Annotated in this window: 15 protein-coding genes and 10 pseudogenes; 12 read left to right on the plus strand and 13 right to left on the minus strand. The window is 67.9% G+C overall.

Features of this window, described 5'->3' with window-relative positions; all coding sequences use genetic code 11:
* Nucleotides 1–153 precede the first annotated feature (153 nt).
* The 7 genes and pseudogenes from ACHMW8_RS27885 (at nt 154) to ACHMW8_RS27915 (ending at nt 6,289) form a co-directional block, all read left to right on the plus strand.
* On the plus strand, nt 154–1,407 hold the full coding sequence (locus ACHMW8_RS27885) for an allantoate amidohydrolase (RefSeq protein WP_395444447.1): 1,254 nt from the start codon (nt 154–156) through the stop codon (nt 1,405–1,407).
* Nucleotides 1,404–2,628: pseudogene (locus ACHMW8_RS27890) on the plus strand (pyridoxal-phosphate-dependent aminotransferase family protein). The gene ACHMW8_RS27885 and the pseudogene ACHMW8_RS27890 overlap by 4 nt, the downstream one beginning before the upstream one ends.
* Nucleotides 2,629–2,766: 138 nt before the next feature.
* Nucleotides 2,767–3,684: an allantoinase PuuE gene (gene puuE / locus ACHMW8_RS27895; RefSeq protein WP_395444448.1), complete on the plus strand. Its 918-nt coding sequence runs from the start codon at nt 2,767–2,769 to the stop codon at nt 3,682–3,684.
* Nucleotides 3,681–4,205 carry a 2-oxo-4-hydroxy-4-carboxy-5-ureidoimidazoline decarboxylase gene (uraD, locus tag ACHMW8_RS27900; protein ID WP_125159497.1) on the plus strand — a complete coding sequence of 175 codons (525 nt, stop codon included), beginning with the start codon at nt 3,681–3,683 and terminating at the stop codon, nt 4,203–4,205. Before puuE ends, uraD begins: the two co-directional genes overlap by 4 nt.
* 1 nt (nt 4,206) lies before the next feature.
* Nucleotides 4,207–5,394, plus strand: coding sequence for a urate hydroxylase PuuD (locus tag ACHMW8_RS27905; RefSeq protein ID WP_395444449.1), 1,188 nt, complete (start codon nt 4,207–4,209; stop codon nt 5,392–5,394).
* The gene (locus tag ACHMW8_RS27910) at nt 5,391–6,068 is read left to right on the plus strand and encodes a TetR/AcrR family transcriptional regulator (RefSeq protein ID WP_395444450.1); all 678 of its coding nucleotides are present in this window, start codon (nt 5,391–5,393) and stop codon (nt 6,066–6,068) included. Before ACHMW8_RS27905 ends, ACHMW8_RS27910 begins: the two co-directional genes overlap by 4 nt.
* Nucleotides 6,065–6,289, plus strand: coding sequence for a hypothetical protein (locus tag ACHMW8_RS27915; protein WP_125159500.1), 225 nt, complete (start codon nt 6,065–6,067; stop codon nt 6,287–6,289). Before ACHMW8_RS27910 ends, ACHMW8_RS27915 begins: the two co-directional genes overlap by 4 nt.
* On the opposite strand, the gene ACHMW8_RS27920 is transcribed toward ACHMW8_RS27915, so the two are convergent.
* The 6 genes and pseudogenes from ACHMW8_RS27920 to ACHMW8_RS27945 form a co-directional block, all read right to left on the minus strand.
* Nucleotides 6,286–7,005 carry a YceI family protein gene (locus tag ACHMW8_RS27920; protein WP_125159501.1) on the minus strand — a complete coding sequence of 240 codons (720 nt, stop codon included), beginning with the start codon at nt 7,003–7,005 and terminating at the stop codon, nt 6,286–6,288. The genes ACHMW8_RS27915 and ACHMW8_RS27920 overlap by 4 nt on opposite strands.
* A gap of 110 nt (nt 7,006–7,115) precedes the next feature.
* On the minus strand, nt 7,116–7,478 hold the full coding sequence (locus tag ACHMW8_RS27925) for a hypothetical protein (RefSeq protein ID WP_395444451.1): 363 nt from the start codon (nt 7,476–7,478) through the stop codon (nt 7,116–7,118).
* Nucleotides 7,456–8,916: a hypothetical protein gene (locus tag ACHMW8_RS27930; protein WP_395444452.1), complete on the minus strand. Its 1,461-nt coding sequence runs from the start codon at nt 8,914–8,916 to the stop codon at nt 7,456–7,458. The genes ACHMW8_RS27925 and ACHMW8_RS27930 overlap by 23 nt, the downstream gene beginning before the upstream one ends.
* A 172-nt stretch (nt 8,917–9,088) precedes the next feature.
* Nucleotides 9,089–10,522: pseudogene (locus ACHMW8_RS27935) on the minus strand (calcium-binding protein); the annotation flags it as partial.
* 231 nt (nt 10,523–10,753) lie between these two features.
* The gene (locus tag ACHMW8_RS27940) at nt 10,754–12,001 is read right to left on the minus strand and encodes a calcium-binding protein (protein WP_125159502.1); all 1,248 of its coding nucleotides are present in this window, start codon (nt 11,999–12,001) and stop codon (nt 10,754–10,756) included.
* A 128-nt stretch (nt 12,002–12,129) separates the two neighbouring features.
* On the minus strand, nt 12,130–13,077 hold the full coding sequence (locus tag ACHMW8_RS27945; RefSeq protein WP_199743606.1) for an acetamidase/formamidase family protein: 948 nt from the start codon (nt 13,075–13,077) through the stop codon (nt 12,130–12,132).
* Between the two features lie 228 nt (nt 13,078–13,305).
* On the opposite strand from ACHMW8_RS27945, the gene ACHMW8_RS27950 reads away from it, so the two are divergent.
* From ACHMW8_RS27950 to ACHMW8_RS27965, 4 genes and pseudogenes are all read left to right on the plus strand, one after another.
* Nucleotides 13,306–13,539, plus strand: a complete 234-nt coding sequence (locus ACHMW8_RS27950) for a hypothetical protein (RefSeq protein WP_395444453.1) — start codon at nt 13,306–13,308, stop codon at nt 13,537–13,539.
* A pseudogene (locus ACHMW8_RS27955) lies at nt 13,536–14,931 on the plus strand (AtzE family amidohydrolase). Before ACHMW8_RS27950 ends, ACHMW8_RS27955 begins: the two are co-directional and overlap by 4 nt.
* Nucleotides 14,928–15,344, plus strand: a complete 417-nt coding sequence (gene hpxZ, locus ACHMW8_RS27960; protein WP_395444454.1) for an oxalurate catabolism protein HpxZ — start codon at nt 14,928–14,930, stop codon at nt 15,342–15,344. Before ACHMW8_RS27955 ends, hpxZ begins: the two are co-directional and overlap by 4 nt.
* A 9-nt stretch (nt 15,345–15,353) precedes the next feature.
* Nucleotides 15,354–16,326: pseudogene (locus ACHMW8_RS27965) on the plus strand (nucleoside hydrolase).
* A 120-nt stretch (nt 16,327–16,446) separates the two neighbouring features.
* Here ACHMW8_RS27965 and guaD read toward each other — a convergent pair.
* The 5 genes and pseudogenes from guaD to uraH all read right to left on the minus strand — a co-directional run bounded on the left by guaD (nt 16,447) and on the right by uraH (nt 22,889).
* Complete coding sequence (guaD, locus tag ACHMW8_RS27970) at nt 16,447–17,733, minus strand: guanine deaminase (RefSeq protein ID WP_395444455.1); 1,287 nt, start codon at nt 17,731–17,733, stop codon at nt 16,447–16,449.
* Nucleotides 17,720–18,736: pseudogene (xdhC, locus tag ACHMW8_RS27975) on the minus strand (xanthine dehydrogenase accessory protein XdhC). Before xdhC ends, guaD begins: the two are co-directional and overlap by 14 nt.
* Nucleotides 18,729–21,070 (minus strand): annotated as a pseudogene (gene xdhB / locus ACHMW8_RS27980) (xanthine dehydrogenase molybdopterin binding subunit). Before xdhB ends, xdhC begins: the two co-directional pseudogenes overlap by 8 nt.
* A pseudogene (xdhA, locus tag ACHMW8_RS27985) lies at nt 21,063–22,520 on the minus strand (xanthine dehydrogenase small subunit). The pseudogenes xdhB and xdhA overlap by 8 nt, the downstream one beginning before the upstream one ends.
* A pseudogene (gene uraH / locus ACHMW8_RS27990) lies at nt 22,520–22,889 on the minus strand (hydroxyisourate hydrolase). Before uraH ends, xdhA begins: the two co-directional pseudogenes overlap by 1 nt.
* Before the next feature lie 317 nt (nt 22,890–23,206).
* Between uraH and ACHMW8_RS27995 the strand changes: the two are divergent.
* Nucleotides 23,207–25,496 (plus strand): annotated as a pseudogene (locus ACHMW8_RS27995) (NADP-dependent malic enzyme).
* A 158-nt stretch (nt 25,497–25,654) separates the two neighbouring features.
* Here ACHMW8_RS27995 and ACHMW8_RS28000 read toward each other — a convergent pair.
* Both ACHMW8_RS28000 and ACHMW8_RS28005 read right to left on the minus strand, forming a co-directional pair.
* Entirely contained in the window at nt 25,655–25,852 is a 198-nt protein-coding gene (locus ACHMW8_RS28000) for a cold-shock protein (RefSeq protein WP_047412958.1), read from the minus strand.
* A gap of 123 nt (nt 25,853–25,975) precedes the next feature.
* Nucleotides 25,976–26,179 (minus strand): annotated as a pseudogene (locus ACHMW8_RS28005) (cold-shock protein); the annotation flags it as partial.
* Nucleotides 26,180–26,435 lie beyond the last annotated feature (256 nt).

The following is a 26,435-nucleotide window of genomic DNA, read 5'->3' on the forward strand; positions in this document are numbered from 1 at the left end:
GACTTAGCAACAGGCGCCGCCGCTCCGCGGATGGCGCGTGTTCGAGGCGCCCGCGCGTGATGAGCACGCCGGGGCGGTCGCGGAGCGGGGCTTCCGGGCTCTCTCCTGCTACCGCTGGCTCTCGACGGCGAGTAGAGCGGGGTCGAATCGGGAGTGGCGGAAGCGTTCGACATCGGGGCCAGGGCCAAGGCGCGTTGCGACCAGTTGGGCGTCGCGCCCTACAGCGAGGTCGACGGCCAGTTGACGCGACGGTTCCTCACCGCCGCGCACGAGGCCGCCCTGGCCGCCGTGGGTGGCTGGATGCTGGAGGCCGGCATGAGCGTGCGCCGCGACGCCGCCGCCAACCTGATCGGCCGCTACGATGGCCAGCTTCCCGACGCGAAGGCGCTGATCATCGGCTCGCACATCGACAGCGTCCGCAATGGCGGGCGCTATGACGGACCGCTGGGGATCATGCTCGGGATCGACGTGGTCGAGGCCCTGAACCGCGCCGGCCGCCGTTTACCGTTCGCGATCGAGGTCGTCGCGTTCGGCGACGAGGAAGGCTCACGCTTCCCCGCCTCGATGAGCTGCAGCCGGGCCATCGCCGGGACGCTGGACGCCTCGGCGCTGGACATGAAGGACGCCGACGGCGTGTCGGTCGCGCAGGCGCTGAAGGCGTTCGGCGGCGATCCGGACGCCATCGCCAGCGCGGCGCGCAAGCCCGAGCAGGTGCTGGCCTTCCTCGAAGCGCACATTGAACAGGGTCCGGTGCTGGAGGCCGAGGGCCTGGCCCTGGGCGTCGTCACCGCCATCGCCGCCCAGAAGCGGCTGATGGTGCGCATCGAGGGGACCGCCGGCCACGCCGGCACGACACCGATGAACCTGCGCAAGGATCCCGGTCCGGCCGCCGCCGAGGCGATCCTGGCCCTGGAGCGGATCTGCCGCTCGGGAACGGACGGTCTGGTCGGCACGGTCGGCCGGATGACCGCCCTGCCCGGCGCCTTCAACGTCATTCCCGGCGCGATCGAGTTCTCGATGGACATCCGCGCCGAGACCTCGGCGACGCGCGACGAGGCGGTGATGACCATCGGCGCCGAGATCCACGCCGTCGCCGCCAAGCGCGGCCTTTCGGCGACCGTCACCCTGATGCAGGCCCTCGCCGAAAGCCCCTGCGATCCGTCGCTGATGAACCTGCTGGACGAAGCGCTGGCGGATCTTTCCCTGCCCGCGCGGCGGCTGCCCTCGGGCGCGGGTCACGACGCCATGGTGATGGCCGACCTGTGCCCGGTCGCCATGCTGTTCATCCGCTGCGAGGGCGGCGTCAGTCATAACCCGGCCGAAGCCGTCACCGAGGCCGATTGCGCCCTGGCGGCCCAGGCCATGCTCCTCTTCATCGACAAGCTAGAACGACGCGAACGCGCATGACCGATACCTATAAAGAGCTCGACCACCCCGCCCGCCTGCTGATGGGGCCCGGCCCGATCAACGTGCACCCGCGCGTGCTGCGGGCCATGTCGGTACAGCTTCTGGGCCAGTTCGACCCCGAGTTCACCGGCTATATGAACGAGGTCATGGCGCTGTATCGCGGCGTCTTCCAGACCACGAACCAGTGGACCTTCCTGATCGACGGCACCTCTCGCGCCGGCATCGAGGCGGCCCTGGTCTCGACGCTCAGCCCCGGCGACGACGTCGTGGTGGTCAACGCCGGACGCTTCGGCCTGCTGTTGGCCGAGATCGCCGAACGCTGCGACGCCAAGGTCACTTTCGTCGAGGGCGCGTGGGGCGCGATCGTCGACCCGCAGGCGGTCGAGGACGCCGTGGCCCGCGTCAAGCCGCGCCTGGTCGCCTGCGTCCACGGCGACACTTCCACGACCATCGCCCAGCCGATCGAGGCCATCGGCGAGATCTGCCGCCGCCACGACGCCCTGCTCTATGTCGACGCGACCGCGACCCTCGCGGGCATGAACGTTCCGGTGGACGTCTGGCAGGCCGACATCGTCACCGCCGGTCTGCAAAAGTGCCTGGGCGGCCCCTCGGGCTCGGCCCCGATCACCATCAGCGACCGCGCCGCCGAGCACATCGCCAGTCGCAAACATGTCGAGCGCGGCATCGCCACGGCGGGCGCCGCCTCGGGCCAGGGCCGCCGGATCGCCTCCAACTACTTCGACCTGGCGATGATCATGGACTACTGGTCTGACAAGCGCCTGAACCACCACACCGAGGCGGCCAACATGCTGTTCGCCTCGCGGGAGTGCGCGCGGATCGTGCTGGAGGAAGGCCTCGAACGCGCGCTTCGCCCGCCACAAGCAGGCCGGCGCGGCGATGGTCGCGGGGATCGAGGCGCTGGGCCTGACGGTCTACGGCGACCAGGCTCACAAGATGACCAACGTCACCGGCGTGATCGCGCCCGACGGCGTCGACTACGATCGGGTGAAGACTCGCATGCGCACCGAGTTCGAGATCGAGATCGGCGCGGCCTTCGGACCTCTGGCTGGCCAGATCTGGCGCATCGGAACCATGGGCGTGAACGCACGGAAGCACGCGGTGCTGCAGACGCTCGCGGCGCTGGAAGCGGTGCTGCGCTGGGAAGGCTTCAAGGCTCCCGCCGGCGCCGGCGTCGACGCGGCGGCGAAGGTGTTCGGATGAGCTGGCCGGTCTTCACCGTCTTCCCCTCCGGGGGAGGAGCGCGAAGCGCGGAGGGGGCGAGTCAGAGCGCATGCCCTTTACCTGCCCCCACCTGACCGCGCCTTGCGCGGTCGTCCGCCCCCGGAGGGGGCAGAAGTCATGACAAAGACCTACCCCCGCGACCTGATCGGCTACGGCGAGCATCCGCCGCACGCGAAGTGGCCCAATGGCGCCCGCGTGGCCGTGCAGTTCGTGCTGAACTACGAGGAAGGCGCCGAGCGCTCCATCCTGCACGGCGACCCGGTCAGCGAGTTCTTCCTGTCCGAAATGATCGGCGCCCAGCCCATCGAAGGCATGCGCAACATGTCGATGGAGAGCCTCTACGAATACGGCTCGCGCGCCGGCTTCTGGCGCATCCGGCGTCTGTTCGAGGAGTACGGCCTGCCGCTCACTGTGTTCGGCGTCGCCCAGGCCATGGAGCGCCACCCGGACGCCGTCGAGGCGATGATGAAGTCCGGCTGGGAGATCGCCAGCCACGGCTATCGCTGGATCGACTACCAGCACTTCACGCCCGAGCAGGAGCTCGAGCACATTCATCGGGCCATCGAGATCCAGAAGCGGCTGACTGGAGAGCGGCCCCTTGGATGGTACCAGGGCCGCACCAGTCCCAACACCGCCCGTCTGGTCGCCGAGGAAGGCGGCTTCGTCTACGACGCCGACAGCTATGCCGACGACCTGCCCTACTGGGACGATCAGCACGGCCGCGCCCAGCTGATCGTGCCGTACACCCTGGAAGCCAACGACATGCGCTTCACCGCGGCCCAGGGCTTCAACACCGGCGAGCAGTTCTTCACCTATCTGCGCGACGCTTTCGACGCCCTCTATCTGGAAGGCGAAGCCGCGCCGAAGATGATGAGCGTCGGCCTGCATTGCCGGGTGGTCGGCAAGCCCGGTCGCATCGGCGCCCTGCGGCGCTTCCTGGAGCATATCACCCGGCACGACCGCGTCTGGGTGGCCAGGCGCATCGACATCGCCCGCCACTGGATCGCGACGCATCCGTATGAGGTGAAGGCATGAGCGGCGCCCCGCCCCTGACCCTGGCTCGGCTGAACAGCATGAACCGGACCGGTTTCACCACCGCCCTGGGCTTCGCTTTCGAGCTCTCCCCCTGGGTGGTCGAGCGCGCCTTCGACGAGCGGCCGTTCGCCAGCGTCGAGGCGCTGCACGGCGCGATGATGGCCGTGCTCGACGCCGCGACCACCGCCGACAAACTCGCCTTGATCCGCGCCCACCCCGAACTGGCCGGCAAGGCCGCCATCGCCAAGCAGCTGACCGCCGAGAGCAACGCCGAACAGGCCAGCGCCGGACTGGACAGGCTGACGCCGGACGAGTTCGCGCGCTTCCATGCGCTGAACACCGCCTACGGCGAGCGCTTCGGCTTCCCGTTCATCATCGCCGTGCGGCTGAACGACAAGAGCTCGATCCTGGCCGCCATGCAGGCGCGCCTGGCCAACGACGAGGCCGAAGAGATCGCCGAGGCGATTCTGCAGATCGGCCTGATCTCCAAACTCCGACTGCTCGACGCGGTGGCGCCATAAGATGGACTACGACCTTCCCGGATGGCTGAACCTGGGTCTCCGCTGGCTGCACGTGATCGCCGGCGTGGCCTGGATCGGGGCCTCGTTCTACTTCGTCTGGCTGGACAACAATCTGCGTGACCCCGATCCGCCCAAGGACGGCGTCAAGGGCGAGCTGTGGGCCGTGCACGGCGGTGGCTTCTACCATTCGCAGAAATACATGGTGGCTCCGGCGCACATGCCCGACCACCTGCACTGGTTCAAATGGGAGGCCTACACCACCTGGCTGTCGGGCTTCGCGCTGCTGATCGTGCTCTACTACTGGCAGGCGCCGGTCTATCTGATCGACACCGCCAAGCACGCCTTCAGCCAGCCGGCCGCGATCGGCGCGGGCCTGGCCTTCATCTTCGGCGGACTGGCCGTCTACGAGGCGCTGTGCCGCTCGCCATTGGGCCAGCGCGGCCTGTGGTTCGGCCTTGTGTGGTTCGGCGCGCTGACGGCGGCGGCCTACTTCCTGTCCAAGCTGTTCAGCGACCGCGGCGCCTTCATCCACGTCGGCGCGATCATCGGCACGGCCATGGTCGCCAACGTCTTCCTGGTGATCATCCCCAACCAGCGCAAGATCGTCGCCGACATGCTGGCCGGCCGTCCGGTCGATCCCCGCCTGGGCGCGATGGGTAAGCAGCGGTCGGTGCACAACACCTACATGACCCTGCCGGTCATCTTCATCATGATCAGCAACCACTATCCGATGGTCACCGGCCATCCGCTAAGCTGGCTGCTGCTGGCCATGATCAGCGCCGGCGGGATCTCGATCCGGCAGTTCTTCCTGCTCAAGCACCACGGCAAGATCCGCCACGACTTCCTGTTCTACGGCGCGATGCTGATCTTCGCCGCCACGGTCGTCGCCAGCATGAAGCCCAAGGACAAGGTCGAGATCTCAACCCCGGTCCCGTTCGCCACCGCCCAGGCGATCGTCCAGAAGCACTGCGTCATGTGCCACAGCGCCACGCCGACGCACGCAGGCTTCTCGGCGCCGCCTTTGGGCGCGACCTTCGACACGCCTGAGCATATCCGGACCTACGCCCCGAAAATCCGCGAGCGCGCCGTGCTCTCGACCAGCATGCCCCTTGGCAACGAGACAAGCATGACTGTAGAGGAGCGCGCCCAGCTGGGCGCCTGGATCAATCAGGGAGCCAAGATCCCGTGACCGACGCCGTCCTGGACGCGACCACCAAGACCGAGACCGAGAACACCCCGCGCAAGCGCAACGCCGAGCGCACGCGCAAGGCGATCCTCGCCGCGGCCTTGAAGGAATTCGCCCAGGCGGGCTTCGCCGGCGCGCGCATCGAGCGGATCGTCAAGGCCGCCAAGTGCAACATCCGGATGCTGTACCACTACTTCGGGGACAAGAAGGGCCTGTACATGGCCGTCCTCGAAAGCGCCTATATGGACCTGCGGACCCGCGAGGCCGAGCTGAAGATCGACTTCGACAAGCCGCTCGACGGCTTCCTCGAACTGCAGCGCTTCACCTTCGACTATTTCGAGAAGAACCCCCGCTTCGAGGGCCTGCTGCGCAACGAGAACCTGCAGCACGGCAAGTTCGCCGCCCAGTCGCGCGTTGTCACCGAGACCGCCTTCCCGCTGCGCCGCACGATCGAGAAACTGATCGAGAGCGGCCAGCGCCAGGGGATCTTTGGTCCAGACCTCGACCCGGTGCAGATCTATGTGACCATCGCGGCCATGAGCCGCTTCCATCTGGCCAACGGCTATTCGCTATCGGCGACGCTGGACACCGACATGACCGCTCCCGAGTGGCGCAAGGCGCGGCTGGACCACGCCCTGGCTCTGCTCGAAGGCTATCTGACGCGCGGCGCGCGGTGATCCTGGTCGCCGCACTGCTGGAGCCGTCCCGGAGCCTCTACGTGACCGTGCGCCTTGAGTTTGACGACCAGAGCCCCCTACGGATCACCTTCAGCCGCCTTGAACACGCGGTGGACTTCCACGAGCGCGCCGAGCGGCTGGTCCGTGATCGCGCGGACCTGGAAACGTGCCTCGCCACCGCCCGCGCGCATCAGGGCTTCGTGCAGGCTTCCGGCGCCTAGGGCTTGGGCGCGGCGGCGCCGGCCGGCGCGGTCGCCAGCGGCGGCCCGCTGAACTCGGCCTCGATCATCACCTGGACCTCGTCGCCGACGCCCATGGTCGTGCCCGGGGCCGGAACGCCGTAGGCGATGCCGAAGTCCGAGCGGTTGAACGCGCCCTTGGCCGAGAAGCCGACGCGGGCGTGCGGGTCCATCGGATGGCCCGGATAGCCGCCGTTATAGGTCACATCCAGCACGACCGGCTTGGTGACGCCGTGCAGGGTCAGGTCGCCGGTGACCTTGCCGGTGTCGGGACCGGTGGTCTCGACCTTGGTCGACTTGAACGTGATCGTCGGATAGGTGGCCGTGTTCAGCCACTGCGCCCCGGTCAGCTCGGCCAGGAAGCCCTCGGGCGGCGCGGGAATGGTCAGCGACATCGGATTGATCGTCGCCTCCAGCGTGCTGGCCGCGGGGTTGTTCTGGTCGAAATGCAGCTTGGCATCGAAGTCGGCGAACGCGGCCGTGTAGTTCGAGAAGCCCAGGTGGCTGACGCTGAACACCAGCGTCGCGTGATGCTTGTCCAGCGTATAGTCGCCGGCCGGGATATCGGCTTTCGGCGGCTTCAGCGCGGCGGCCGGCGGCGCGGCGACAACCGGCGCGTCGGCCTTCTTGTCGGCCGCAGGCTGAGGCGAACAGGCGGCCAGCGCGAGCAGCGCCATGACGGGCAGGATCGATCTCATACGCTTCCCTCCAAGGACCCGATCTTCACGCCGGGCGTCAGGCCGAGGCGACAGGCCCCTACGCCGACGAAACGTCAACGTAGGGAACCCGACAGAGGTTGCGGACGGGGTTAGGCAGCCATGAACATGTCGGCCGTCACCAGGGACGAGGACACGTTCTTGAGCAGGACGACCTGGTCGTAGCCCGCGACCCCGTCGGTGTCGGCGACGACATAGGTGTCCGCGCCAGCGCCGACGATCAGGTACTTCTGGGCGAGCGCGCCGATCTGGATCTGATTGTTATAGGCTTCGATCTGCAAAGCCGAGGCGTCGCTGATCTTGCCCGCGCTGTTCAGGTCTGCGGTGAAGCGAAGGATGTCGCTTTCCTTGACCACCGCCGGCGCGCCAGAGAAGGCCAGCTTGTCGCCGGCGCCAAGGTCCAGGACTGTGTCGAAGTTCTGCAGGTGGGTGTTAAACGAACCGTCGCCCGCCACAAAACTTGAAGACGTCCGCGCCCGAGCCGCCGATCAGGGTGTCATTGCCCTTACCGCCGTTCAGCACGTCGTTGCCCGCGCCTCCGTTCAGCACGTCCCAGGTATCCCAACCGACCAGGGTGTCCGCGCCGCTCGTGTCGACCACGCCGCCCGCGATGGGCTTCAAGTCCATCATGTTGACCGAGATAACGCTGGCGTTGCTGAAGATTACCATCCGGCCACCGTCGTCGCTGATCGTGACGCGATTGCCAAAAGCACCGCTATAGTAGTCGCCAGCCGAAGCGCTCAGATCGACATCAGCCCCGACGGCGTAGACCTGCTCCACGGTCCAGGTCTTGGTCGAAAACTCGTAGATGCGGTCCGTGACGCCGTCGACCACGAACAGATGCTGGCCGTCGGCGCTGAAATCCAGGCCGTAGATGTTGGCGATCTCAGGGTGCGTCGACGTGAGATTGAACATGTAGTTCAGCTTGTTGTCGTAGATCTGGATGCCGCCGTTCACCAGCTGCGCGGTCGCCAACGCGTTGTTCGAGACCGCGAACACGCCGGTATTGCTCCCGACCACGTCGCCTACATAGGTCTGACGCTCAGCGATCTCCTGCGGCATGGCGTTCAGCAACGCCAGCTCCGCGTCCGAGAGACCCGCCGGACCCAGGAGGGCGAACAGGCCGTCGTGGCTCGTCGTCAAGGTTCCGCTTTGATAGTAGTTTACGGTGCTGCGGCTGAAGACGCCCACATACGGGTTGAAGGACGTAAAAGACGTCCACCCCGAACCGGCGAAGTCTTGGGTCAGGACGATCGTATTGCCCGCCATGAAGGCCGCGTCCGAGAAGCCGCGGTCATAGCCCGTCACGGTAGTCTTGTAGTCTGTCACGACGCCAGTCTTCAGGTTCAGGACGTGGACCGTCGCCGTGGCCGAGTAGTCCCACTGTTCGCCCGTTCCATTGGTGACCTGACGTTCGGCCGCCACCAGGAACTGGCCGTCGGCCGAGACGTCGATCCCCCCCAGCTGCGTACCGACCTTGATATGGGCCGTCACCTCGCCGCTCTGGACGTTGATCGCGCTGACATAGCCATCCTTGTCCGAGACGTAGACGGTGGCGCCGTCGGCCGAGATCACGGTGTCGCGGAAGTCTCCGGTCGCGGACGTCGCGATGACCTTGGTCTTGGCGAGGTCGTCGACCGTAACGGTCGTCGTCGAGGACGCCAGCGCCACCGTCTTGTCGGTGAACTGCAGCTTCTCGACGTTCAACAAGGTATCCACGCCCTCGGCCCCGCGCACGGTCCAGGTTCCGTTAGCGTTCTTGGTCCAGCTGTAGTCTTTGGACGCACCGCGATAGATCGCCGTGTCCGCGCCAGCGCCGCCGTCGATGATATCGTCGCCCTTGCCGCCTTCGAAGCTGTCGTCCTTGGCGCGCCCCGATGAGGATGTCGCCATAGGCAGAGCCCTTCAGGCCCTCGATGCTCACCAGGGTGTCGACGCCCGCGCCCAGCGTGTCCTGGGCCACGCCAACCTTCGACAGATCGACCCGCACCGCCGCGAAGTTCGAGTCATAGGAGGCGACATCGAAGCCCGCGCCGCCATCGATCAGGTCGTCGCCCAGATTGCCGTCAAGGACATTGTTGCCGGCGTCGCCCTTGATCTTGTCGTTGAGGAAGGTGCCGATCACGTTCTCGACGCCGCCGACCGTGACGTAGTTCTGATAGCCGGTCTGCTGGCGGGTGGTGATCGACAGGTCGATCTCCGCCCCCCGGCCGTTGCTCTCGTTGTAGCCGTTCAGCAGTTCGAGCGTGTCGGAGCCTGCTCCGCCATGCACCGTGGTGTCGCTGAACATGCCCGACACGAGGATGAGGTCGTCGCCGTCGTCGCCATTCAGGGTGGCCGTACCGGAGCCGTTCATAACCACACGGTCGTTACCAGCGCCGCCGAGCAGGATCTCGCCGTTGCTGCTGAAGCTGCTGACGACCCGGTCGTCACCGTCGCCACCGTCCAGCGTGTCGTTGCCGCCGCTGGCGACCAGCACGTCGTTGCCGGCGTCGCCGAACAGGTAGTTCTCGGCCGCGTTGCCGTAGATGATGTCGTCATAGGCCGAGCCCATGACGGCTTCGATCGAGACCAGCGTGTCTTTGATCGCGTTCGTCCCATCTCGGCTGTAGGCGCGGTTCAGGTCCAGCTCGATCACCACCCCACGGTCGCTGAACGCGTAGTCGACGGTGTCGAAGCCGTCGCCGCCGTCGAGGACGTTGACGCCCTTGCCGCCCGACAGATGGTCGTCGCCCGCGCCGCCGTAGAGCTTGTCGTCGCCGTCGCTGCCCCACAGGTAGTTGTCCTTGGCGTCGCCGGTCAGGACGTCGTCGAACTTGCTGCCATACAGCAGCTCGATGCCGGTCAGGGTGTCCTTGCCGGCGCCGCCGGTGTCCTGAGCCGTGGTCTTGGTCAGGTCGACCGTCACGCCGGCCGTGGCGTTCTCGTACGAGCTCCAGTCGTCGCCGGCGCCGCCCTTGATGATGTCGTCGCCCGCGCCGCCAACGATGTAGTCGTCGCCGTCGCCGCCATCGAGGACATCATTGCCTGCGTCACCCCACAGGGTGTCGTTGCCCTTGCCGCCGTTGACGGTGTCGTTGCCGGCGTCGCCCACCAGCATGTTGTCCTTGGCGTCACCCGTAAGGGTGTCGTTGAAGGCCGAGCCGTAAACGTTCTCGATCCCGGTCAGCTTGTCGGTCCCGGAGCCGCCGGTGTTCTGCGCGCCGGCGAGGTTCAGGTCGACCTTCACGCCGGCCGTGGCGTCCTCGTAGGCCGCCCAGTCATTGCCCGCGCCACCGTCGATGGTGTCGTTGCCGGCTCCGCCCAGGATGTAGTCGTCACCGGCGCCGCCTTGCAGATTGTCGGCGCCGTCGTTGCCGGCCAGGACGTCGTCGCCCGCGCCGCCCTTCAGGGTGTCGTTGCCCCCGAACCCATAGATGACGTCATCGCCGCTGGTCCCGTTCAATATGTCAGCGGCTTCCGTGCCCCGAATGTCCATCGCCTCAACCCCTCGCAACATGCTGCAACCTCAGCGTGACCTAGCGAGTGCAAGACGTGGACCGAACGGCTTTCAGCTTTTGCGAGAATATTAAGGATAAATCCTGTGCCGGAACGGGGCGGGCGTGTCGTTTCGAGACACAAACGCCTTATTCACAAGGGATCTGGCGTTTCGGCCCGCGCGGCCGAGAGTTGCTCCGGGTCCCAACGTTCCCGGAGCTTCCCGCGAAATCCGCTACGCGCGGAGGTAGTCCTAGAGTCCCAGGATCGAGCCCGCGTCGAGGCTGGAAAGGCTGGTCCCGGTCAGCACGATCACCTGATCGTAGAATGTGCCCTCGTCGCCATCGTCGGCGAAGAAGAGGACGTTGCCGCCCCACTGCATAGCCACGTAACGCACGCCGTCGCCGGCGAAGGCGGCGCTGACAGCGGCGAAGTCGCTACTCTCCAGCTCGACATAGTTGGCGCTGCTGCCTGCTGGGCCGTCCACGAACAGGATATGGTCCTCTGCCGTAAGGTCCTGGATCGTGTCGGAACCGGCGGCGGTGTCGCCCGCGGCGAAACTGAAGGTGTCCGCCCCGGCCCCGCCGTACATGCTGTCCACACCCGCGCCGCCACTGATATGGTCGGCGCCGTCGCCGCCGTTGATCGCGTCGTTCCCGTCGCGACCATACAGCCAGTCGTCGCCGTCTTGCCCGTACATGACGTTGGCGCCGGCAGTTCCGATCAGGGTGTCTCCGGCCTGTGTGCCGTTGACGTTCTCCACGTTCGTCAGGGTGATGAAAACGCCAGCCGCGACCGTCTGGCTCGTCTTGTTGAGATCGACGAACACGCCATTCGCGAAGCCGTCGGGCGAGCCGCCGAACGCCAGAAGGTCATTCCCGTCGCCGCCATCGACGATACGGGTCGTGGCGAAATCGCCGAGGGTCAGAGCGTCGTCCCCTGCCCCGCCCAGCATGGTGTCGTTGGAGTAGCCGCTCTGGAGAGAGTCATTGCCGTCGCCGCCGATCATCAACGAACCGGTGGTCGCCGGACCGACGGGGGTCGGAAGGAGCATGGACACGGTGTTGAGCGAGTCATTGCCGTCGCCGCCGTCCAGCACGTCCGTACCGCCCCAACTGTCGATATGATCGTCGCCCGCACCGCCGATCAGCACGTTGTCGCCGGTCGTGCCGACCAGCCAGTCCGCACTCGCCGAGCCTGTCGCGTTCTCGATCGAGACCAGGGTGTCCACCGCCGAGCCGCTCGGTCCGATGATCGACGTGGACTGGCTTTGCAGGTTGATCATCAGGAAGCTGAACAACGGCAGCACCGGGGCCTGGTCGGCATAGCTGACCGTGTCGTCGCCAGCCCCGCCGTTCAGGGTGTTGTGTCCCGCCCCGCCCATCAGCAGGTCATCGCCGTCACCGCCCTGCAGGGTGTCATCGCCGCCCAGGCCCAGGATGGTGTCCGCATCGGCCGTGCCGACCAGGATGTCGTCGCCTTCGGTTCCCGTCAGATACATGCGCTAGCCTCCAGCCCCAGGATCGGGGTGGCGGCAGTGGGCGATCAACCCAAGATCGAGTTCAAGTGAATTTTTCCCTTAATGCGAGATAAGGAGAAAACGCAACCCCAGGTTAACCCAGCACCGCGTCAGAACAGCAAGCCCTTTTGCAGCAGCGCGTGAACGCCTTTCTCGCCGTTGACGGTCTGGGTCACGCGGAAGTCCACGGCCAGGGAGCAGAATTGATAAGCCTGGACGCGGGTCAGGCTGGAACGGGCGGTGATGAAGTCGATGGTTTGGCGCAGGGCCTGCTTCATGGCCAAGTCCAGATCCTCGTTGAAACCCATCAGGATGTAGTGGGTCGGCGTCTCGGCGCGGGGCCACTTGAAGGGCTCGCCCCCCTTGTGCAGCACGAAGGTGAAGGTCCCGGTCAGGCCCATCTCCAGCGCGTTGACGCAGACCTCGCCGTCGCCTTGGCGGCCATGGCCGTCGCCGACCGAGAAGTTCGCGCCCGGGACCCAGACCGGCAGGTAGAGGGTCGCGCCGGCGACCAGTTCCCTGTTGTCCATGTTGCCGCCATGCTCGCGGGGCTCGCGGCTGGAGAGGCGGCCGTACTGGGGCGGCGGGGCGACGCCCATGGTGCCGAAGAACGGGGCCAGCGGCAGCTCGGGGCCCCAATCCGGCTTGCAGATCCCCGCCGCGCGGTCGACGGCGATGTGGCTCACATAGCGCTCGGGGAAGTCCTCGGGCAGCGTGCCGGCCAGGGGGCGTACGGCGCAGTAACCCCAGTCGTTGTTCGGCTCGATCGCCTCGATCCGGACCTCCAGGGTGTCGCCCGGTTCGGCGCCGGCGATGGCGACGGGGCCGGTGAGAATGTGCGGACCGATCCTCGGCGGATTGCTGTCGTGGATCGCCTGAAGCGCGGGTGGAACGACGAGTGGCGACCCCGGCGGCGGCATGACCTCGACACCGCCCGAGACGCACTCGAAGGTGACGCTGTCGCCCGAGTTCACCGTCAGCACGGGATCAAAGGCCGCGTCGAACATGCCGAAGCGGATGGTGTCGGGTGTGGAAGCCAGCCGGTGATGCGCCATCAAGTAAGTCCCTTATTACAAGAGCACTTCGCGCAGGTGGCGGCTGGGCCGCTAGGGCTGACGAACGGAGGGAGGCGCGATCGCCCTTGCCTGCCCGCGACGCGGGCGATCCTGGCCGCGGATGGCGCGGGCTTGGGCGCTAGGCGCTTCCGGCGGCGGCGGGGCTGGCGATTTCCCGCGAACACAGGTGTATGAAGTTTTTTCTTACTTGCTGGGTTTCGGGGAGACCGCATGGCGCTGGACGCGGAGACGAAGGTCTTTCTGGATCTGAAAGACCAAGAGATCGCGCCGTGGACGGCCGCGCGGGCCGCCGCGCGCGACCTGCCCTTGCCGCCGGAGGTTCTGCCGACCGTGATCGAAAATGTCGCCCTGCTGCGCGCCCAGGCCTCGCTGTTCGTCTCGGCGCTCCAAGAGCGGATTGGGGGCGATCACGCGGACGGAGCGCCGGAGACGTTCCAGCCGTGAGCTTCTGCAGCGTTGTCGAGATCGCCAGCGAGGTCCGCGCGGGCCGCGTCACCGCCCGGGCCGTCACCGAGGCGACCCTCTCGCGAATCCAGCGCCTGGATGGCGGGATCAACGCCTTCACGGCCGTCACCGGCGAGCGCGCCCTGGCCGCCGCCGACGCGGTGGACGCCGACCTCGCCGCCGGCCGTCCGGTCGGGCCGCTGGCCGGCGTGCCGGTGGCGGTGAAGAACCTGTTCGATCTGGAAGGCTTGCCCACCCTGGCCGGCTCGAAGATCCGCCGCGCCGCCGCCCCGCCCGGCCAAGACGCGACGCTGGTAAGGCGCCTGACCGCCGCCGGGGCGATCCTGGTCGGAGCGTTGAACATGGACGAGTTCGCCTACGGCTTCGTCACCGAGAACGCCCATGACGGGCCGGTCCACAATCCGCACGACCCCCAGCCGGATCGCCGGCGGCTCGTCGGGCGGCTCGGCGGCGGCCGTGGCGGCGGGGCTGGTTCCTCTGACCCTGGGCTCGGACACCAATGGCTCGATCCGCATCCCGGCCAGCCTGTGCGGTGTGTTCGGCCTTAAGCCCACCTATGGCCGTCTCTCGCGCCAGGGCGTTTTCCCGTTCGTCGAGAGCCTGGACCATGTCGGCCCGTTCGCGCGGTCGATCGAAGACCTGGCCCTTGCGTACGACGTCCTGCAGGGTCCCGATCCCCAAGGCGACGCGATCTGCGTGCGCGACGCCGAGCCTTTGGCCGATCGCCTCGACACCCTGGCCGAGCGTCCCTTGCGCGTCGGCGTGCTGGGCGGCTGGTTTCAGCAAGGGGCCTTTCCCGAAGTGTTGGAAGCCCTCGGCCGCGTCGCCTCGGCGCTGAAGGCCGACGACCTCGTCACCTTGCCGAACGCGGTCGCCGCCCGCGCCGCGGCCTTCTGCCTGACCGCCTTCGACGGCGGCGAGTTGCATCACGCCGACCTAGCCAAGCGCGCCATGGACTACGACCCGGCCGTCCGCGACCGCCTGCTGGCCGGCGCCCTTTTGCCGGAAGGCGTCCACGAAGCCGCCCGGCGCTTCCGCACGATCTTCCGCGACGAGGTGCGCGAGGCCTTCCAGCGTTACGACATCCTCCTGGCTCCATCGTCGGTCTGCCCCGCCCCGCCGATCGGCCAGGCGACCATGGAGATGGACGGCGTCCCCGTCTCGGTGCGCAAGAACCTCGGCGCCTTCACCCAGCCGATCAGCTATATCGGCCTGCCGGTGGTGGCAGCGCCGGTGAACCGGCCCGGGCAGCTGCCGATCGGCGTGCAGATCATCGCCCCGGCCTGGCGCGAGGACCTAGCCTTCGCCGCCGCCGTAAGGCTGCAGCGCGAAGGTGTCGTGGCCGCCCATCCCCCGAAGGGCGCCCTATGATCGTCAACGATCCCACCACGCTGGCCGAGGTGACGGCCCTGGTCGACGCCTACGAGGCGGCGCTGATGAGTAACGACGTGGAGGCCCTGGACGGCGCGTTCTGGAACTCGCCCCACACGGTGCGGCTGGGCGTGGCCGAGAACCTGTGGAGCTTCGACGAGATCGCCGCCTTCCGCGTCGGCCGGTCCGGCGGTTCGCCGCCGCGCACCCGGCTGCGCACCGAGATCACCACCTTCGGCGCGGACTTCGCGATCGCCCACGTCGAATTCCGCCGCGACGACAGCGGCAAGATCGGCCGCCAGAGCCAGACCTGGATCCGCACCGACGACGGCTGGAAGGTCGCCTCGGCCCACGTGTCCCTGATTCAGGGCGGGGCTGACCAGCGCCTCGCCTCGAACGAAGAAAAGCGCTAGAGCCCGCGAATGACGACCCCGACCAAGATCATCTTCGACACCGATCCCGGCATCGACGACGCCATGGCGCTGCTGTTCATCGAGGCGAGCCCCGCCCTCGACCTGATCGCGGTGACGACCGTCTTCGGCAACGCCGACATCGAGACCACGACGCGCAACGCGCTGTACCTGAAGGACCGCTTCGGCCTGGCGGCGCCGGTCTACAAGGGGACCGACAAGCCGCTGACCCGGCCGCGCAACCCCTCGCCGACCTTCGTGCATGGAGAGAATGGCCTCGGCGATATCGAACTGACCGGCCTGGTTCCCGCCGAGCCCGAGGCCAAGCCGGCGCACCAGGCGATCATCGACCTGGCCCGCCAATATCCGGGCGAGGTCGTCCTGTGCGCCGTCGGCCCGCTGACCAACCTGGCCCTGGCGCTGAAGGCCGATCCGGAAGTCGCGACCTTGCTGAAGTCCGTGGTGATCATGGGGGGCGCGTTCGGCGTGGCCGGCAAACCCGGTAACGTCACGCCGGTCGCCGAAGCCAACATCTGGAACGACCCCGAAGCCGCCGACCAGGTGTTCACCGCCCCTTGGAACCTGACCGCCGTCAGCCTGGACGTGACGACCCAGGTGGTGATGTCGCCCGAAATATATGGAAACCCTCGCGGCCACGGGCAGTGACGCGGGCCAGTTCCTGAACGCGATCTCCAAGCCCTATGCCGCGTTCTACGGCGGCCGCGACGGCATCGTCGGCTGCTGCGTGCACGACGCCGCGGCGGTGGCCTTCGTGATCGATCCGACGCTGTTCACCGTGCGCCGAGGCTCGGTACGCGTGGTGACCGAGGGCATCACGCTCGGCCAGACCTGCCAGAGCCCAGAGGGCGAACTGTTCGGTCCCTCAGCCTGGGACGACCAGCCGATCCAGGCGGCGACCGTGGCCGTGGATGGAGATCGGTTGCTGAAGCTCTATGCCGAGACGATGAAGGCGGCGCACGGCTAGCTCCCCTCACCTGACCCGCTTCACGGGCCGTCCGCCCCCAAAAGGCGGGCGGAAAGAACGCGGCGACCTTCTTCCCCTCCGGGGGAGGCGCGCGCAGCGCGGAGCGGGCGAGTTCCGGAACTAGTTCCGCCGATACCGCTCAACGCCCGCCAGATAGGTCCGGGCCACGACCCGGTCATCCCCAAGCACGGTCAGCGCGAAGAGCTTGTTCTCCAGGCTCCTCGCCCCGGCCAGACGCCGCTTCAGCAGCGGTGTCGCGGCCAGGTCAAGCACCACGAAGTCGGCCTCCTTGCCAGGGGCTAGGTTGCCGATCTTGTCGCCGAGATCCAGCGCTCGCGCCCCGCCCAGCGTGGCCAGGTAAAGCGCCTGGAACGGGTCCAGCGCGTCACCGCGCAGCTGGCCGACCTTGTAGGCTTCGCCCAGCGTATTGAGGATGGAGAAGGTCGTGCCGGCCCCGACGTCGGTGCCCATGCCGACCTTAACCCCGTGAGAACAGGCCTCTTCCAGCGGAAACAGGCCCGAGCCGAGGAAGAGGTTCGAGGTCGGACAGAAGGCGACCGCCCCGCCCTTGGCCGCCAGCCGCCGGAACGCATCGCCCTTCAGGTGGACGCAATGGGCGAAGACCGAGCGCTCGCGCAGCAGGCCGAAGCGGTCATAGACGTCGAGATAGTCCTTGGCCGCCGGGAACAGGCGCGCGGTTTCCTTGATCTCGTGGATATTCTCCGAGAGGTGGGTCTGCATCCAGACGTCGGGATGCGCGGCGAGAACTTCGCCGGCCATGGCCAGCTGTGCGTCGCTGCAGCTGATCGCGAAGCGCGGGGTGACGGCGTAGCCAAGGCGGCCCTTGCCGTGCCAGTCGGCGATCAACTGCTCCATGTCTGCGCGACTGCTCTCGACCGTGTCGGTCAGGCCGTCCGGCGCATTGCGGTCCATCAGCGCCTTGCCGGCGATCAGCCGCATGTCGCGCTCATAGGCCTCGGCGAACAGGGCGTCGACCGAGACCTTGTGCACCGAGCCGAACACCAGCGCCGTGGTCGTACCGTTGCGCAGCAGCTCGTCGATGAAGAACGCCGCCGTGTCGGCCGCGTGCTCGGGATCGGCGAAGGCCGCCTCGGCCGGGAAGGTATGCTGCTCCAGCCAGTCCAGGAGTTGCTTGCCGTGGGCGGCGATGACGTCGACCTGGGGGAAGTGGATATGGGTGTCGATGAAGCCCGGCGTGATCAGATGGCCGGTCAGGTCGTGCAGCTCGGCGTCGCCCAACCACGGCGACAGTTCGGCATAGGCGCCGCAGCCGGCCACCCGGCCGTCCTCGACCAGCAACAGGCCGTCCTCGTGGAAGGCCACGGCCTCCGCGTTCTTCGTCGGATCGTCCAGCAGGTGGAGGATCGACGCCCTATAAGCTTGCACTGGCGCTCTCGTCGTTTCGAATGCGCGCCGCTTCCTGGCGCATCAGGAGGTCGGCCGCCACCGAGACCGCGATCACCTCCGGCGCCTTGCTCTTCAGCTGCGGCAGGCCGATTGGACAGGTCAGGCGGGTCAGCACCGCCTCCGAGAACCCGTCGTCGCGCAGCCGGCTCATGAACCTAGCGCGCTTGGTCTTCGAACCTATGACGCCGAAGAAACAAAATCCGCCGCCGGCCAGGCCGGCCGAGACCAGCGCGTAGTCGAGCGCGTGGTCGTGGGTCAGGACCAGGCCGTAGGCGTCGGGGACTTGCCCCCATGGCCTTGGCGGCGACCTCGGCGGGCGTCAGCACGGTGACGCCGGGGATGTCGGCAGTCTCGGGGCGGGTGTCGTACCAGGCCAGACGAAACGGCAGCGGCTCGAAGGCCTTGGCGATCGCCTGCCCGACATGGCCGGCGCCGAACAGCAGCAGCGGCGGACGCGGCGCATCGGCCCGCTCGATCATCACGTCGCCCAGTTCGGGTCGCGCGCCGCGCGCGGTCGCCGGGACCTCGCCGAACGAGACCGCCGGGCCTGCGCCATCGGTGGCCATGATCGGCGCGACCACCTTGGTCAGCAGGCCGGGATCGAAGCGGGTGCGGACCTCGAACGGCTGGGCCGCGTCCATGCGCCTGGCGGCCTCGGTCAGCCAGTCGCGGCTGTTGTCGTTCAAGCGCTCCAGGAACAGGCGCACCCGACCGCCGCAGCACTGGGCCAGCAGCGGGCCCGAACGGGTAGTCCTGGATCGCGAAATGAGCCTGTCCGCCGTCCAGCATCCGCCGGGCCTGGTCGGCGACACGGTATTCCAGATTGCCGCCGCCGATCGTGCCGGATTGGCCGCCGCGCCAGACGACCATCTTGGTCCCGGCCTCGCGCGGGACCGAGCCCTCGGTGGCCAGCACGGTGACCAGGGCGGCCTCGTCGTCGGCGTTCGAGGCGAGCAAGCGCGGCGCGCGCCCAGTTACGCACGGGCGCGTCTCCGGACGTCTTCGCAGGCCATCAGGATGGCCTCCGGCGTCGCCGGCGCGTCCAGTTGCGGCAGGACCTTGTAGTCGCCGACGCTGGCCACCGCGTGGTTGATCGCGCTGTAGACCGAGATCGCCAGCATCAGCGGCGGCTCGCCCACGGCCTTGGAGCGGTGCACCGTGGCCTCGACATTGCGGCCGGCCTTCCACAGGCGGACATCCAGATGCGCCGGGCGGTCGCCGATGGTCGGGATCTTGTAGGTTGAGGGCGCATGGGTCCGCAGGCGACCTTGCGCGTCGTAGACTAGCTCCTCGGTCGTCAGCCAGCCCATGCCCTGGATGAAGCCGCCCTCGATCTGGCCCAGGTCGATGGCCGGGTTCAGCGACTTGCCGACGTCGTGCAGAATGTCGGCCCGGGTGACCTTCATCTCTCCCGTCAGGGTGTCGATCAGCACCTCGCTGCAGGCCGCGCCATAGGCGAAGTAGTAGAACGGCCGGCCCGTGTGGGTGGCGCGGTCGTAGTGGATCTTGGGCGTGGCGTAGTAGCCGGTCGCCGACAGCGACACCCGCGCCAGATAGGCCTGGCGCGCGAACCAGCCGAACTCAAAGGTCTCGGCGCCGACTCGGACGCCGTCCGGCGTGAACGCCACCTCGGCGGGGTCCACGCCCCGACTTCTCCGCGGCGAACGCCACGAGGCGCGCCTTGATGGTCTCGGCCGCGTTGAGGGCGGCCATGCCGTTCAGGTCCGCGCCCGACGAGGCGGCGGTAGCCGAGGTGTTGGGCACCTTGTCGGTGACGGTTCGAGGTGATCTTCACGCGGCCGATCTCGACCTGGAAGGCGTTGGCGACGATCTGCGCGACCTTGATGTTCAGCCCCTGCCCCATCTCGGTCCCGCCGTGGTTCAGCATGATCGAGCCGTCGGCATAGAGGTGGATCAGCGCCCCGGCCTGGTTCAGGTGGGTGGTCGTGAAAGAGATGCCGAACTTCACCGGCGTCAGGGCGATCCCCTTTTTCAGCACCGGGCTGGTCCGATTAAACGCCTCGATCTCGCGACGACGGGCGTCATAGGCGCAGGAGGCGACCAGCTCGTCGATCAGCTGCGGCGCGACATTGTCTTCCACCACCTGATGGTAGGGCGTGAGATTGCGGCCTTCGCCGCCATAGAGGTTGCGGCGGCGCACCTCCAGCGGGTCGATCCCGAGCTCGGCGGCGACGGCGTCCATGACCCGCTCGATGGCCAACATCCCTTGCGGTCCGCCAAAGCCCCGGAAGGCGGTGTTGGAGACCGTATGCGTCTTGAACCGATGCGACAGGATCTCGATCGCCGGCAGGAAATAGGCGTTGTCGGCGTGAAACATCGCCCGGTCGTTGATCGCCATGGACAGGTCGGTCGTCGCGCCACAGCGCGAAGCCAGCTCCAGCGCCAGACCGGTCAGCCGTCCTTCTTCATCGAAGCCGACGTCGTAGGCGCATTCGAAGTCATGCCGCTTGCCGGTCATGACCATGTCCTCGTCGCGATCCGGCCGGCACTTGGCGGCTCGGCCGGTCTTCACCGCGACCAGGGCGGCGGCGGCGGCGAACAGCGAGGCTTGCGTCTCCTTGCCGCCGAAGCCGCCGCCCATGCGGCGCACCTCGACCGTGACGGCGGTATGCGGGCGATCCAGCACGCGCGCCACCAGATGCTGCACCTCGCTGGGGTGCTGGGTGGAGGACCAGATGTGGACATCGCCGTCTTCGCCCGGCGTCGCCAAGGCCACCTGGCCTTCGAGATAGAAGTGGTCCTGCCCACCGATCGCGAACCGGCCCTGGACGCGGCGCGGCGCGGTCGCCAGCGCAGCCTGGGCGTCGCCCCGCGCCATGCGCTGGCTGGCCTCGATCTTCAGGTCCATCCCGCGCGCGGCGGCGATGTCAATGGCGGCCGGCAGGTCCTCGTATTCGACGACAGCCTTGCCGACGGCGGCGCGGGCGGCGGCGATCGAGGTGGCGGCGACGGCGAACAGGCTCTGGCCAACGCAATAGACTTCGCCATCAGCGAACAGCTTGTCGTCGTGGATCACGGGACTGACGTCGTTCTCGCCGGGGATGTCCTCGGCGCTGAGAACCAGCACCACGCCCGGGGCGGCGCGGACGGCCGACAGGTCCATCCGGACGATCCTGGCGTGCGCCTTGGCGCTCACGCCGAAAGCCACATGCAGCAGGCCGGCTGGCTCGGGCATGTCGTCGATATAGATCGCCGAGCCCGCCACGTGGCGGGCGGCGCTGTCATGCGGCAGCGGCGCGGCCACGCCCTGCAAGGCGGCGCTCGGAACGGGAGCGGTCGCGGCGGAGTCAGCCATGGGCGCTCTCCGGAACCACGCGGGTCTCAACGTCCCTGTCCTGGCTCTCCAGGAACACCTTGCGCAGCATGTTCCTGGCGGTCAGCGACCGGTAGGCGGCGGAGGCGCGCATGTCGCTCATCGGCGCGTAGTCGGCGTCCAGCGCGGCCATCGCCGCCTCGACCGTCGCCTCGATCCAGGGCTGGCCGATCAGCGCCGCTTCGCAGGCCTTGGCCCGCTTCGGCGTGCCGGCCATGCCACCGAAGGCGATGCGGGCGTCGACGACCACGCCGCCCTCGACCGCCAGCGAGAAGGCTCCGCACACCGCCGAGATGTCCTGATCGAAGCGCTTCGACAGCTTGAAGACCTTGAAGATCCGGCCGGCGTCCAGTTTCGGCGTGATCACCGCCTCGACGAATTCGCCGGGTCGGCGGTCCTGCTTGCCGTAGTCGAGGAAGAAATCTTCCAGCGCCAGCTCGCGCCGCTCGCCACCCCGGCGCAGCACCAGGGTCGCCCCCGCCGCGATCAGCGCCGGCGGCATGTCGCCGATCGGCGAGCCGTTGGCGATGTTGCCACCGATGGTGCCGCTGTTGCGCACCTGGGTGGAGCCCAGCCGTCGCATCATCGCGCCAAGGTCCGGATAGAGCTTCGCCACCGCCTCCATCGCGTCGACATAACGGACGCCCGCGCCGATGCGCAGGCCCTCCGCCGTTTCCTCCAGGCGCTTCAGTGCGGCCACCTCGGAAACGCTGATCAGGACCGGCAACGCCCGCCGCTGCTTGGTGACCCACAGGCCGACATCGGTCGCCCCGGCCACGATCGTCGCCTCGGGATGGTCCAGATAGGCCTTGGCCAACTCGTCCACCGTGCGCGGCGACAGCCACGTGCGGGTGACGCCATGGATCTCGTCCTCGTAGCTGAGGCTCAGCATGGTCTCGTCGCGCACGGCCGACAGATCGACCGCCGGCGCCCGCCTCGGCCGCCACGCCCTTGGCCACCTCGAGGATCGGACCGTAACCGGTGCAGCGGCACAGGTTCCCGGCCAACACCTCGCCGACCGGCGCGGCCGCGCCCTCGGCCGCGATCGCGCGACCGTACAGCGACATGACGATGCCCGGCGTACAGAAGCCGCACTGCGAGCCGTGCTTGTCGACCATGGCCTGCTGCACCGGATGCAGCGCGCCGCCTTTGGCCAGGCTCTCGACCGTTAGCAGCGCCTTACCGTGCAGCATGGGCAGGAACTGGATGCAGCCGTTGACCGCCCGCCAGGAGATGCTCCCCTCGGGGCCCTCGCCATCGGCCTCGCCGACCAGCACCGTGCAGGAGCCCGCAGTCGCCCTCGGCGCAGCCCTCCTTGGTCCCCGTGCGGCGCATCGGCCCGCGCAGATGCTCCAGCAGGGTCGTCGTCGGGTTCGCTCCCGCGAACCTCGTGCGCCTCGCCGTCCAGCAGAAAGCGGATCGTCTCGCCCATCAGCTGCCCCGGTAGGTGGAATAGCCGTACGGCGAGACCAGCAGCGGCACGTGCCAGTGCTGCTCCACGTTCGAGACGGCGAAATCGATGACCACGACGTCCAGGAACGGCGGGTCGGTGACCGGCAGGTCGGACGTCGCGAAATACGCGCCGATCGCGAACTCGAGGCGATAGGCGCCGACCTGCAAATCCTCGCCGGCGACAAGCCGCGCACGGCCGTCGCTGTCCGTGCGGAGTTCCGCCAGCAATGAGGCGTTCGAGCCCTCGCGCCGCGACACCCGCACCGCCACGTCGGCCGCCGGCCTTCCGGCCGCCTGGTTCGAGGATGTGTGTCGTCAGTCCGCTCGATGCTCCGCCCTCGGATTTCATCGCCGCGCCGATGCTCGGTCGCTCCGGGCGCCCGTCCAGCGCCATGCCCCTCAAGGCGGCGCGGGAAGGAAGAGCGCCGAGGAACGGGGCGGCGGGCGCCCGAAGCAGAGGCACTATATAATAGAATTATTACTTATCGCAGGAATTTGGCGCGCCCCTTTTCGCCGGCGCCATCATCGGACGCGACGCCAAAGCTGCGCGCAGGGTTGGAAAACCGGGCCATCCCCCGGTAGCTAGACCCCCAGAGCTCGACCCGTGACGGCTCGCGACAGAGACGGGCCGCGCCGCGTGCGCGCAGATGTTCAAGAGGGACACCGATGGACGAGGATTTCCGTAAGGCGGCGCTGGATTACCACCGTCTGCCGTGGCCGGGAAACTGGCCATCGAGGCCACCAAGCGGATGGCCACCCAGCGCGACCTGGGCCTGGCCTACTCCCCGGGCGTCGCCGCGCCTTGCGAAGCCATCGCCGCCGATCCCGACAAGGCCCGCGACTACACCGCGCGCGGCAACCTGGTGGCCGTGATCTCCAACGGCACCGCCGTGCTGGGCCTGGGCAATATCGGCCCGCTGGCCAGCAAGCCGGTGATGGAGGGCAAGGCCGTCCTGTTCAAGAAGTTCGCCGGCATCGACGTCTTCGATATCGAGGTCGACGCCAACGACCCCGACCGCTTCATCGAGGTGGTGGCGGCGCTGGAGCCCACCTTCGGCGGCATCAATCTCGAGGACATCAAGGCCCCCGAGTGCTTCATCATCGAGCGCACCCTGCGCGAGCGGATGAACATCCCGGTCTTCCACGACGACCAGCACGGCACCGCCATCGTCTGCGCCGCGGCCGTCCGCAACGCCCTGCTGGTCCAGGGCAAGAGCCTCAAGGACGTCAAGCTGGTCACCTCGGGGCGCCGGCGCGGCCGCCCTGGCCTGCGTCGACCTGCTGGTTTCGATGGGCCTGCCCGTCGAGAACGTCACCCTGACCGACATCAAGGGCGTCGTGTACGCGGGTCGCGACGACGACATGCTCGACAACATGGCCCGCTACGCGCGCCAGACCGACGCTCGCACCCTGGGCGAGGTGATCGCCGGCGCCGACATCTTCCTGGGTCTGTCGGCCCCGCGCGTGTTCAAGGCCGAGTGGCTGCCGCTGCTGGCGCCGAACCCGCTGATCCTGGCCATGGCCAATCCCGAGCCGGAGATCCTGCCCGAACTGGTCTACGCCGCCCGCCCCGACGCCATCATGGCCACCGGCCGCAGCGACTACGCCAACCAGGTCAACAACGTCCTGTGCTTCCCGTTCATCTTCCGCGGCGCCCTGGACGTCGGGGCCAGCGAGATCAACGAGGCGATGAAGGTCGCGGCCGTTCGAGGCGATCGCCGAACTGGCCCGCGCCGAAGCCTCGGAAGTCGTGGCCTCGGCCTACGGCGGCGTCGCCCCGGTGTTCGGCGCGCAATACATCATTCCCAAGCCGTTCGACCCTCGCCTGATCCTGCAGATCGCGCCAGCCGTCGCCAAGGCGGCCATGGACAGCGGCGTGGCCACCCGGCCGATCACCGACTTCGACGCCTACCAGGCCGAGCTTGAGCTGTTCGTCTATCGCTCGGGCCAGCTGATGCGGCCGGTGTTCGAACGGGCCCGCAAGGCGCCGGTCAAGGTCGCCTATGCCGAGGGCGAGGATGAACGCGTGCTGCGCGCCGTCCAGACCGTCGTCGACGAAGGCCTGGCCCATCCGGTGCTGGTCGGCCGCCGCGAGGTCATCAAGGCCAAGGTCGCCGAAATGGGCCTGCGGCTGGACCTGGGCGGCAAGGTCGAGATCGTCGACCCCTATACCGACAAGGACCTGTTCGGCCCGCTGGTCGCCGACTACCAGAAACTGGTCGGACGTCGCGGCGTGCCGCCGACGGCCGCCGAGCGCCGCGTTCAGGGACGCCGCACCGTGGCCGCCTCGATGCTGCTGTCGTCGGGCTATGTCGAGGCCGCCCTGGTCGGCGGCAGCGGCGACTGGTGGCAGCACATGACCTACGCCCTGCCGATCATCCCGCGCCACGAGAACGTCAGCCGGGTCTACGCCCTGTCGACCTTGATCCTCGACAACGGCACGCTGTTCTTCTGCGACACCCACGTCAATGTAGATCCGACGGCCGAGCAGGTCGCCGAGTGCACCCAGTTGGCCGCCGAGGCCGTGCGGCGTTTCGGTCTGACGCCCAAGGCCGCCCTGCTCTCGCATTCCTCGTTCGGGGCCAGCAACTCGCCGACCGCCCGCAAGATGCGCGAGGCCCTGGCCATCCTGCGCGAGCAGGCGCCGGAGCTCGAGGTCGACGGCGAAATGCACGCCGACGCCGCGCTCAGCCAGCACCTGCGCGAGCGCATGGTCGCCGACAGCCCGCTGAAGGGCTCGGCCAACCTGCTGGTCATGCCGACGCTCGACGCGGCCAATATCGCCCTGACCCTGCTCAGCGCCGCCACCGAATCCCTGCTGGTCGGCCCGATCCTGCTGGGCATGAGCAAGCCGTTGCACGTGCTGGCGCCCAGCGTCACGGCGCGCGGCATCGTCAATCTGACAGCGCTCAGCGTGAATCAGGCCGCCTCGGAACGGGCGCGTCAGGAAGCTTAGAAGGCCGTCCAGGCCGGCTCTCGGGGCCGGCCAACGGCTCCTGCTGAAGCTTGGCCAAAACGCGGAAAAGGCCCCGTCCCGACGTTTGCGCGTCGGCGGGGCCCCTCAAAGTCTCTGAAAAGGCCGTCCGTCCGGGCGGCCTTTTCGAATTCGCGATCCTAGAGGATGCGCAGGTTGCCGGCCGAGGTCTTGCCCGAGCGGCGGTCCTGTTCAAGCTCGTAACCCACTTGCTGGCCTTCGTTCAGGCCGCGCAGGCCGGCGCGTTCCACGGCCGAGATGTGCACGAAGACATCGCCACCGCCATTGTCCGGCTGGATGAAGCCGAAGCCCTTGGTGGTGTTGAACCACTTCACCACGCCGGTGCCGGACTTGCCGGTGCCGCCGCCGCCGCCATAGCCGCCGCCGCGCGGGGCGTCGAAGCTGCGCGGCGGACGGGCGCCGCTGCGGGCGCCGCCAGCCGGCACGGCGCCTTGGCCCGTGACGCGCAGATTGCCGGCCGAGGTCCCGCCCGAGCGACGATCTTCTTCCAGCCGTACGCGACTTGATCACCTTCGTTCAGACCGGCCAGGCCCGAACGTTCAACCGCGGCGATGTGGACGAACACGTCCCTGGCCGCCGTCCTCGGGCTGAATGAAACCAAAGCCCTTGGCCGGGTTGAACCACTTAACGACACCGTTCGCCATATTATCCTCAAACACCTCAATCGACGGGCTGATAGTCGGCCTGCGTCCTTCCGACGGAAGTCATGACGCAAAACCGCGCCATGCGCTATGGGCTTTGAACGGAGAAAATCGGCTGTAAAGGCGGCCAAGGCCATAAAGATTTGCGCTTCGGGCTGCGAGCGTTGCCCGAATGCCACTCTGGATTGCACGTAAAGGTACAAAAAAGCCCTGACCGCGCGCGGACAGGGTGGACGTTACGGTCTAGGCCTTGGGTGCG

The organism is Caulobacter sp. UC70_42 (assembly GCF_044056025.1).
GTDB lineage: Bacteria > Pseudomonadota > Alphaproteobacteria > Caulobacterales > Caulobacteraceae > Caulobacter.